Here is a 9,161-nt window from a genome sequence, read left to right as displayed (position 1 = left end):
CCCTCTTCCGGGTGGATATCCACCGGCATACCGCGCCCGTCGTCGATGACTTCCAGCGACTGATCGGCATGGAGGATCACCTCCACGCGTTTGGCGTGTCCGGCCAGCGCTTCGTCCACGCTGTTATCAATAACTTCCTGACCAAGATGGTTAGGACGAGTAGTGTCGGTATACATCCCCGGGCGGCGGCGGACCGGCTCAAGCCCGGTTAATACCTCAATGGCATCAGCGTTATAGGATTGCGTCATGGTGTATTCGTAGATAGTGACAGCATCGTCCCCTGCGAGGCTCAGTGCAGCCCGAGGAAATCGATAATCTGTGAAAAGTGATCGTCAAAGCCCACAAAGGCATGGTTTCCGCCCTCTTCAACCGTCTGGCGGCACGAGGCGTAGTAGGCAACGGCCTGGCGGTAATCCAGCACTTCATCACCCGTTTGCTGAAGCAGCCAGATTAAATCTGCCGCCTCCAGCGGATCGATCTGCATGGTTTTGAGATCGTAAATATGGCGTGACTCTAGCACATATTGCTGTCCGGTGTAGGGGTTCTCGTTGCGGCCAAGATAATCGGCCAGCAGCTCAAACGGACGCACCGCCGGATTCACCACCACCGCAGGCAGCATAAAGCACTGGGAGAGCCAGGTGGCATAGTAGCCGCCAAGCGAAGAGCCAACCAGCCCAAGCGGCTCACCGCCGTGCCCCAGCACCAGCGACTCCAACAGTTCGGCGGCATCCGCCGGATAGGGCGGCAGCTGCGGCACGACCATCTCAACGTGTGGATGGTGCTCCGCCAGCCACTGCTGTAGTGCCACGGCCTTTGCCGAACGCGGCGAGCTGTTGAACCCGTGTAGATAGAGAAGCGTCGCCATCAGTAGCCTTCTGATGCGGTATCAGGGCTAAAGCGGCTGCTCTGCAGGCGGCTGACTTCGGTATGCAGCGTGCCGTCGGCGTTGAGCTCCAGCCAGCGCCAGCCTGGGGCGATGGTATCCAGGGTAAAGTTAGCGCAGTGTGGCTTAAACTGGACGCAGGTTGAGGGCGTCGCCAGCAGGCGGCGGCCGTTCCAGTCGAGATCCTGCTCCTGATGAATGTGGCCGCACAGCAGGTGCTTAACCCGAGGATAGCGCACCAGCACGTTGTCCAGCTCCTGGGAGTTACGCAGGCTGTGCTGATCCAGCCAGCTGCACCCCGCCGGCAGTGGGTGGTGATGCAGCAGCAGCAGCGTGTAGCGCTCCGGCGACTCCGCCAGCTTTTTCTCCAGCCACTCCAGCTGAAACTCACTCAGTTCACCGTGCGGTACGCCAAATACCTGGCTGTCGAGCAGCAGTATCTGCCAGCTGTCACCGGCGAAAACCCGCTTGGCACCCGAAATCCCGGCCTCCTGCAATGCGCTGTACATTGCGGGCTGAAAGTCATGGTTGCCGGGCAGCCAGACGCAGGGCACATCAAAGCTGGCGATACCCTCAGCGAAGTGCTGATAGGCCGCAGCGGAGTGATCCTGTGCCAGATCGCCGGTGGCGACGATCAAATCGCAGTGACGCCGTTCGGCCCGGATGGCTTCCAGTACCGCCTGATAGCTCTCCCAGGTATTGACCCCTAACAGCGTTTCATGCTTTTCGGCAAACAGGTGAGTATCGGTTATTTGTAAGATCCTGATACTGGACTCACCCGCCAGATTCAGGTTTAACAGGCTTTCCAAATGGTGTCCTTAGGTAGGTTTCACGATGCTAACAAACCGGAATCGCCATTGCTCCATGTGCTAAACAGTACCTAAGCCAGTCGGCCAGAAACTGATTAATTTGATGCTTTTCGTCGCGTTGGTGCAACTTTTTATTCGGGTAATCATACCGCGCTTTGAAGCGAAAGATCTGCTGGCTTGAACACACTTCAGCGACCATAGCATCGTGATAGAGGCGTACCGTTAACGACGGCATGCTCCAGTAGCTGATCGCCGGTGCAGTCTGCACAATTTCCACCAGCGTAGTGTAGCGGGTTGATTCTGTAATCGTTAACCGGTATTGCGCATTGGCCACCTGATAGCTCACTGTTTCGCCGGGTGCATCATTGCGTGGCAGCAGGCGGCGTAGCTGGGCGAAGTTGGTCTCGCACAGGCGCATCATTTCAGGAAAGTCAGGTGTGTAACGCTTCATTTTTTCCACTCAGTTCTCAACTTTTCGTAGTGCAGCTGCAGCCATTGCAGGGCGATGACCGACGCGGCGTTGTCTATTTTCCCCTCTTCTACCCACTGGTAAGCCTGCTCCCGGCTCACCACATGAACACGAATATCTTCGTTTTCGTCCACCAGGCCATGTATACCTTTGGCCTGCGTGGCATCCACTTCGCCAACCATTAACGATAAGCGCTCGCTGGTGCCGCCGGGGCTGGCCAGATAGCTCATAAACGCTTTTACCTGGCCCACCTGTAGGCCAGCCTCTTCGACGGCTTCGCGACGAGCAACGTCTTCAACGCTCTCGCCCTCTTCGATCATGCCAGCAACCAGCTCCAGCAGCCAGGGGGTTTCACTGGTGTCATACGCCGGAATACGGATCTGCTCAATCAGCACCACCTCGTCGCGCACCGGGTCATAGGGTAGCAAGACGGCGGCATGGCCGCGCTCAAAAATTTCCCGGGTCACTTCCCCGCTCATCTCACCATTAAAAAGCCGATGACGGAAGCGCCAGCGCTCCAGCGAAAAAAAACCGTTATAGAGTGTTTCGCGTGCAATAATTTCTACATCATTTTTAGTGAAAGTCACTGCTGATGGCTCGGGTTTCTTCATGGTTTCATCCTGCTGGCAAATAATGACGAAATTATGGATTTCCAGTCTGTAAGACTGCCGTTTCCCATGCTATATGGTAGATTGGTGCAAATTAACGCCGGATGGCACTTAACGCCAACCTTTTGCAGCGACACTTTCTGCTAGAATCGGCCTTATTTTTTTAATTTCATTAGCGCTAACAAAGCTTCGTAACAAGGAATGCAAATGAAGAAATTGCTCCCCATGCTTATCGGCCTGAGCCTGGCCGCTTTCAGTACGATGAGTCAGGCAGAGAACCTGCTGCAGGTTTATCAGCAAGCGCGTTTAAGCAACCCTGAACTGCGCAGATCTGCCGCGGATCGCGATGCCGCATTTGAGAAAATCAACGAAGCGCGCAGCCCCTTACTGCCCCAGCTCGGTTTGGGCGCAGACTACAGCTACTCCAACGGTTTCCGCGACCAGAATGGTCTCAATAGCAATGCTACCAGCGCCTCTTTACAGCTGACGCAGACCCTGTTTGATATGTCGAAATGGCGTGCCCTGACCCTGCAAGAGAAATCGGCAGGCATTCAGGACGTCACGTTCCAGACCGACCAGCAGACGCTGATCCTCAACACCGCTACCGCTTATTTTAACGTATTAAGCGCCATTGATGCGCTCTCTTATACCGAAGCACAGAAACAGGCTATCTACCGCCAGCTGGATCAAACTACTCAGCGCTTCAACGTGGGCCTGGTTGCCATTACCGACGTGCAGAACGCCCGCTCCCAGTACGATACCGTGCTGGCGGACGAAGTGACCGCCCGTAACAACCTGGACAACACCGTTGAGCAGCTGCGTCAGGTAACCGGTAACTACTATCCGGAGCTGGCGTCCCTGAACGTCGACCGCTTCCAGACCGACAAGCCGCAGCCGGTTAATGCCCTGCTGAAAGAGGCCGAAAGCCGTAACCTCTCCCTGTTACAGGCACGCCTCTCGCAGGATCTGGCCCGTGAGCAGATCCGCCTGGCGCAGGATGGCCATCTGCCGACTCTGGATTTAACCGCCTCTTCCAGCGTCTCTGACACCTCCTACAGCGGCTCCCGCACCAGCGGTGCCCAGGGCGCGGCCTATGATGACAGCAACATCGGCCAGAACAAGGTCGGCCTGAGCTTCTCCCTGCCGCTCTATCAGGGTGGCCTGGTGAACTCCCAGGTGAAACAGGCGCAGTACAGCTTTGTTGGCGCAAGCGAGCAGCTGGAAACCGCGCACCGCAGCGTGGTACAGACCGTACGTTCATCCTACAACAACGTTAACGCTTCTATCAGCAGCATTAACGCTTACAAGCAGTCTGTGGTCTCGGCGCAAAGCTCGCTGGACGCAACCGAAGCGGGCTACTCGGTGGGTACTCGTACCATCGTTGACGTGCTGGATGCGACCACCACGCTCTACAACGCCAAGCAGCAGCTCTCCAGCGCACGCTATAACTACCTGATTAACCAGCTGAACATTAAATCTGCTCTCGGTACGCTGAATGAGCAGGATCTGATGGCCCTGAACGGCGCGCTGGGTAAACCGATCTCCACCACGCCAGAAGCGGTTGCCCCATCGACCCCGGAGCAGGATGCCCGCGTGCAGAACAGCGCCCCGGACAGCAACGGTAATAACGGCAACGGCAACGGCCTGCTTAACGCTGCCCTGCCACGCTAACCGCAGCGTAAAATAGCTGAGAAAACGAGATGGGGGCATCTGCCCCCGTTTCAACGTAAGACAACGTAAAGATCCCTGCTCCAGGCCCGCATTCCGCCCTCTCCCGCTTCAATTTCGACCACTCATCCTCTATCCTGAGCAGTAGCTACCTCGCTTTAACTCTGGGTATTAAAAGAGACATATGAAACGGACAAAAACGATTAATCATGCGACGTTCCGCAAAAGCTGGGGCGCTCGCCACCTGACTCCCGTCGCCTTCGCCCTTACCGCCGCGTTTATGTTGGCAGGCTGCGAACAGAGCGATGAGACGGTATCGATGTACCAAAACGCCGACGACTGCTCGGCTGCCAATCCGGGCAAAAGCGCCGAGTGTACCACCGCGTACAACAACGCCCTGAAAGAAGCCGAACGCACCGCGCCGAAATATAAAACCCGTGAAGACTGCGTCGCCGAGTTTGGTGAAGGCCAGTGCCAGCAGGCTCCTGCCCAGGCTGGCGTTGCGCCAGAAAACCAGGCTCAGGCCCAGCAGAGCAGCGGCAGCTTCTGGATGCCGCTGATGGCGGGCTACATGATGGGACGCCTGATGGGAGGCGGTGCAGGCTTCGCCCAGCAGCCGCTGTTTAGCTCGCGTAACCCGGCCAGCCCGGCCTACGGCCAGTACACTGATGCTTCCGGTAAAGGCTACGGCGCAGCCCAGCCGGGCCGTACCGCAACCGTTCCTAAAACGGCGCTGGCGCCGAAACCGGCTACCACCTCCACGGTGACGCGCGGCGGCTTTGGTGAGTCGGTTGCCAAACAGTCCACCATGCAGCGTAGCGCCGTAGGTACCTCCTCTTCGCGCTCAATGGGTGGCTAAGCCTCATGGAAAGAGTCACCATTGCCGAGCGCCCGGACTGGCGCGAAAAGGCGACCGAGTACGGCTTTAATTTTCACACCATGTACGGCGAGCCGTACTGGTGTGAAGAGGCCTACTATAAGTTCAGCCTTGCGCAGATTGAGAAGCTGGAAGAGGTCACCGCCGAGCTGCACCAGATGTGCCTGAAGGTGGTAGAGAAGGTCGTCGCCAGCGATGAGCTGATGACCAAATTCCGCATTCCAAAACACACCTGGAGCTTTGTGCGCCAGGCGTGGCAAACGCAGCAGCCGTCTCTCTACTCGCGTCTCGATCTGGCGTGGGATGGCGTGGGTGAACCCAAGCTGCTGGAGAACAACGCCGATACCCCCACCTCGCTGTACGAAGCCGCGTTCTTCCAGTGGATCTGGTTGGAAGACCAGCAGAACGCGGGCAAGCTGCCGCCGGAGAGCGATCAGTTTAACAGCCTGCAGGAGAAGCTGATCGAGCGCTTCGGCGAGCTGCGCGAGCAGCACGGCTTCAACCTGCTGCATCTCGCCTGCTGTCGCGATACCGTTGAAGACCGCGGTACGGTGCAGTATCTGCAGGACTGTGCCGCCGAAGCGGGCGTTGCCACTGAGTTTCTCTACATCGAAGACATTGGGCTGGGCGAAAAGGGCCAGTTTACCGATCTCCAGGATCAGGTGATCAGCAACCTGTTTAAGCTCTACCCGTGGGAGCATATGCTGCGGGAGGTTTTCTCCACCAAACTGGAAGATGCTGGCGTGCGCTGGTTGGAGCCGGCCTGGAAGAGCATTATCTCAAACAAAGCGCTGCTGCCGATGCTGTGGGAGATGTTCCCGGATCACCCTAACCTGCTGCCCGCCTACTTTGCCGAAGACGATCATCCGCCGCTGGAGAAGTACGTCGTTAAACCGATCTTCTCTCGCGAGGGGGCCAACGTCTCCATCGTGGAAAACGGCCAGACTATCGAGAAGGTAGAGGGTCCCTACGGTGAAGAGGGCATGATTGTCCAGCAGTTCCACCAACTGCCAAAATTTGGCGACAGCTATGTGCTGATCGGCAGCTGGCTGATCAACGATCAACCTGCCGGGATCGGCATCCGCGAGGATCGGGCGTTGATCACCCAGGATCTCTCCCGCTTCTATCCGCATATTTTTGTCGAGTAGCCATAATACGTAGGCCCGGTAAGCGCAGTGCCACCGGGCGTTTTGGTTTTTAACCCACCTGCACCGACAGCATGCTGATGCTGCCCATCTCCATCCCCTCTACCGGAATCGTCACCGGCTCTGCGCCATCCCACGCGCCGAGCACGTAGAGCAGCGGCAGGAAGTGTTCCGGCGTTGGGTTCGACAGCGAGCCACCTTCGTGTTGCAGATAGTTCACCAGCGGATGCTGCTCCGCCGTTCCCTGCCAGGTGAGGTTCGCTTTTACGTAATCATTGAACGATTCCGCCCACGCATAGGGCGTGCTCTCCCCGTGCCAGCGCGCGGTGCGCAGGTTATGCACCACGTTGCCGCTCGCCACCAGCATAATGCCCTCATCGCGCAGCGTCGCCAGCTTGCGGCCCATCTCCAGGTGCCAGGCGGCGGGCTTAGTGCTATCTATGCTCAGCTGCACCATCGGCACGTCGGCATCCGGATACATCTTGATCAGTACGCCCCAGGAGCCGTGGTCAAAGCCCCACGCCTCTTTGTCCAGCGCGACCGGGATAGGAGCCAGCAGATCCACCAGCCGCTGTGCCAGTTCGGGAGAGCCGGGAGCCGGATAGTGCGTGTCATACAGCGCCTGCGGGAAGCCACCAAAGTCATGAATGGTTTTTGGCGTCTCCATCGCCGTCACGCCGGTGCCGCGGGTAAACCAGTGGGCGGAGATGACCACAATCGCCTTTGGGCGCGGCAGCGTCTGTCCCAGCTCGCTCCAGGCGCGGGTATAGATATTATCTTCCAGCACATTCATCGGGCTGCCGTGGCCCAAAAACAGCGCTGGCATACGAGACGCAGACATGATGATATCCTCAGAAAAAGTGTCATTTTGATAAAACCAGAGTACGCTTTTTCCGGGGGGGATGAACTCAGATAAGCGTGATGAAGATCATCAGATAATTTGAATGTAAGAAATGCGTAAATAGCGTCTTACCCTCTCGCTTTGCGGGGCAATAATCAATAATATTAATGAGAATCATTATCAAAAGGAGTTCTTAATGTCAGTCCCGTTGATTCTGACCTTATTAGCCGGTGCGGCCACCTTTATTGGCGCTATTCTCGGCGTGCTTGGCCAGAAGCCTTCTAACCGCGTACTGGCTTTTTCGCTGGGATTTGCCGCCGGGATCATGCTGCTGATCTCGCTGATGGAGATGCTCCCCGCCGCGCTGGGCACCGAAGGGATGTCCCCGGTGCTGGGCTACGGCATGTTTATCGTCGGCCTGCTGGGCTACTACGGCCTCGATCGCCTGCTGCCGCACGCCCATGCCCAGGATCTTATGCGTGCCAGCACGAAAACGATGCCGCGCAATATCAAGCGTACGGCGATCCTACTAACCCTTGGCATTAGCCTGCACAACTTCCCTGAAGGCGTGGCTACCTACGTGACGGCCAGCAGCAACCTTGAGCTGGGGCTGGGCATCGCTCTGGCGGTGGCTCTGCACAACATTCCCGAGGGGCTGGCGGTGGCAGCGCCGGTCTATGCCGCCACGGGTTCAAAGCGCAAGGCGGTGATGTGGGCGGGCATCTCAGGGCTGGCGGAAATTCTTGGCGGCGTGCTGGCGTGGCTGATCCTCGGTAGTCTGGTCTCGCCGGTGGTGATGGCGGCGATCATGGCGGCGGTAGCCGGGATCATGGTGGCGCTGTCGGTGGATGAGCTGATGCCGTTGGCGAAAGAGATCGATCCCAACAACAACCCGAGCTATGGCGTACTGTGCGGCATGTCGGTGATGGGACTCAGCCTGGTGCTGTTGCAAAGCATCGGCTTTGCTGGCTAATCAGACAAAACACCAGAAACAGCAAAGCCGGGCGTACCCGGCTTTGCTTTATATTTCGTCAGCGCTTAGCTGGCTTTACGATCGTGCTCGCGGCGGTAGGCCACCAGGTCTTCGATGGTCACAACGGCCATCTCATGGGCTTTAGCGAATTCGATGCACTCCGGCGCGCGCGCCATGGAGCCATCATCGTTGGTCAGCTCGCAGAGTACGCCCGCTGGCTTGAAGCCTGCCAGAGTCACGAGGTCAATTGTCGCTTCGGTGTGGCCGCCACGGGTCAGCACCCCACCCGGCTGCGCACGCAGCGGGAAGACGTGGCCAGGACGGTTCAGATCGGACGGTTTGGCCTCGTCGGCAATGGCGGCGCGGATGGTAGTCACGCGGTCAGCGGCAGAGACGCCGGTGGAAACACCGGTAGCGGCTTCGATGGTCACGGTAAAGCCGGTGCCGTAGGCGCTGGTGTTGTTCTCTACCATCATCGGCAGGTCGAGCTGTTTACGGCGATCTTCGGTCAGGCAGAGGCAGACAATACCGCTGCCGTGGCGAATGGTCAGCGCCATCTGCTCAACGGTCATGGTCTCTGCGGCGAAGATCATATCGCCTTCATTTTCACGGTCTTCATCGTCAAGCACCATTACTCCGCGCCCGTTGCGCAGTGCGTCTAAAGCGTGTTCCACACGTTCGAATGGCGTGCCAAAAGAGGAAAGTAGCGTCTGATTCATGGTAATAAAAAACCTCATTAAAATTATGGTTACCAGAATCAGGGCAGTCTTAGGAGTACCGCAAGCGGCAAAAAAATAACGTGAGCAGGCGTAAACCCGGCTGGATCGTTACTCTCTCCCATCCGGACTTTAACCGTCGGCCCCGGAATTACACCGGATCTGCTGACCT

At 57.6% G+C, this 9,161-nt stretch carries 11 protein-coding genes; 4 read left to right on the top strand and 7 right to left on the bottom strand.

Annotation, left to right across the window (positions count from 1 at the left end):
- The 5 genes from RTP97_RS20640 to nudF form a co-directional block, all read right to left on the bottom strand.
- A partial coding sequence (locus RTP97_RS20640; RefSeq protein ID WP_312416936.1) for an ATP-binding protein occupies positions 1-248 on the bottom strand: 248 nt, incomplete at its 3' end.
- Between the two features lie 41 nt (positions 249-289).
- Positions 290-865, bottom strand: a complete 576-nt coding sequence (yqiA, locus tag RTP97_RS20635; protein WP_312416934.1) for an esterase YqiA — start codon at positions 863-865, stop codon at positions 290-292.
- Entirely contained in the window at positions 865-1,692 is an 828-nt protein-coding gene (gene cpdA / locus RTP97_RS20630) for a 3',5'-cyclic-AMP phosphodiesterase (protein ID WP_312416932.1), read from the bottom strand. The genes yqiA and cpdA overlap by 1 nt, the downstream gene beginning before the upstream one ends.
- Before the next feature lie 28 nt (positions 1,693-1,720).
- On the bottom strand, positions 1,721-2,143 hold the full coding sequence (locus tag RTP97_RS20625) for a DUF1249 family protein (protein WP_312212219.1): 423 nt from the start codon (positions 2,141-2,143) through the stop codon (positions 1,721-1,723).
- Positions 2,140-2,772, bottom strand: coding sequence for an ADP-ribose diphosphatase (nudF, locus tag RTP97_RS20620; RefSeq protein ID WP_312212079.1), 633 nt, complete (start codon positions 2,770-2,772; stop codon positions 2,140-2,142). Before nudF ends, RTP97_RS20625 begins: the two co-directional genes overlap by 4 nt.
- Before the next feature lie 204 nt (positions 2,773-2,976).
- Between nudF and tolC the strand changes: the two genes are divergently transcribed.
- The 3 genes from tolC (at position 2,977) to RTP97_RS20605 (ending at position 6,462) form a co-directional block, all read left to right on the top strand.
- Positions 2,977-4,440 (top strand): outer membrane channel protein TolC, encoded by a 1,464-nt coding sequence (gene tolC, locus RTP97_RS20615; RefSeq protein ID WP_409455964.1) that lies wholly within the window; start codon positions 2,977-2,979, stop codon positions 4,438-4,440.
- A 181-nt stretch (positions 4,441-4,621) separates the two neighbouring features.
- Positions 4,622-5,296 carry a DUF1190 family protein gene (locus RTP97_RS20610; protein WP_312416930.1) on the top strand — a complete coding sequence of 225 codons (675 nt, stop codon included), beginning with the start codon at positions 4,622-4,624 and terminating at the stop codon, positions 5,294-5,296.
- 5 nt (positions 5,297-5,301) lie between these two features.
- Positions 5,302-6,462: a glutathionylspermidine synthase family protein gene (locus RTP97_RS20605; protein WP_312416928.1), complete on the top strand. Its 1,161-nt coding sequence runs from the start codon at positions 5,302-5,304 to the stop codon at positions 6,460-6,462.
- 49 nt (positions 6,463-6,511) lie between these two features.
- Here the strand turns inward: RTP97_RS20605 and ygiD are convergent, their stop codons facing one another.
- A complete protein-coding gene (gene ygiD, locus RTP97_RS20600) occupies positions 6,512-7,300 on the bottom strand; it encodes a 4,5-DOPA dioxygenase extradiol (RefSeq protein ID WP_312416927.1) in 789 nt (262 codons plus the stop codon).
- A gap of 196 nt (positions 7,301-7,496) precedes the next feature.
- Between ygiD and zupT the strand changes: the two genes are divergently transcribed.
- Positions 7,497-8,273: a zinc transporter ZupT gene (gene zupT, locus RTP97_RS20595; protein ID WP_312416926.1), complete on the top strand. Its 777-nt coding sequence runs from the start codon at positions 7,497-7,499 to the stop codon at positions 8,271-8,273.
- A gap of 65 nt (positions 8,274-8,338) precedes the next feature.
- Here the strand turns inward: zupT and ribB are convergent, their stop codons facing one another.
- Positions 8,339-8,992 (bottom strand): 3,4-dihydroxy-2-butanone-4-phosphate synthase, encoded by a 654-nt coding sequence (gene ribB / locus RTP97_RS20590; RefSeq protein ID WP_312416925.1) that lies wholly within the window; start codon positions 8,990-8,992, stop codon positions 8,339-8,341.
- Positions 8,993-9,161: the final 169 nt, after the last annotated feature.

The organism is Pseudescherichia sp., assembly GCF_031998825.1.
Lineage (GTDB): Bacteria > Pseudomonadota > Gammaproteobacteria > Enterobacterales > Enterobacteriaceae > Pseudescherichia.
This window is presented reverse-complemented; position numbering and strand designations above follow the sequence as displayed.

What these genes read in the sequence shown, in the direction of transcription:
- yqiA (WP_312416934.1), bottom strand. Translation starts at nt 865, where the DNA reads ATGGCGACGCTTCTCTATCTACACGGGTTCAACAGCTCGCCGCGTTCG.
- RTP97_RS20625 (WP_312212219.1), bottom strand. Translation starts at nt 2,143, where the DNA reads ATGAAGCGTTACACACCTGACTTTCCTGAAATGATGCGCCTGTGCGAG.
- nudF (WP_312212079.1), bottom strand. Translation starts at nt 2,772, where the DNA reads ATGAAGAAACCCGAGCCATCAGCAGTGACTTTCACTAAAAATGATGTA.
- tolC (WP_409455964.1), top strand. Translation starts at nt 2,977, where the DNA reads ATGAAGAAATTGCTCCCCATGCTTATCGGCCTGAGCCTGGCCGCTTTC.
- RTP97_RS20610 (WP_312416930.1), top strand. Translation starts at nt 4,622, where the DNA reads ATGAAACGGACAAAAACGATTAATCATGCGACGTTCCGCAAAAGCTGG.
- RTP97_RS20605 (WP_312416928.1), top strand. Translation starts at nt 5,302, where the DNA reads ATGGAAAGAGTCACCATTGCCGAGCGCCCGGACTGGCGCGAAAAGGCG.
- ygiD (WP_312416927.1), bottom strand. Translation starts at nt 7,300, where the DNA reads ATGTCTGCGTCTCGTATGCCAGCGCTGTTTTTGGGCCACGGCAGCCCG.
- zupT (WP_312416926.1), top strand. Translation starts at nt 7,497, where the DNA reads ATGTCAGTCCCGTTGATTCTGACCTTATTAGCCGGTGCGGCCACCTTT.
- ribB (WP_312416925.1), bottom strand. Translation starts at nt 8,992, where the DNA reads ATGAATCAGACGCTACTTTCCTCTTTTGGCACGCCATTCGAACGTGTG.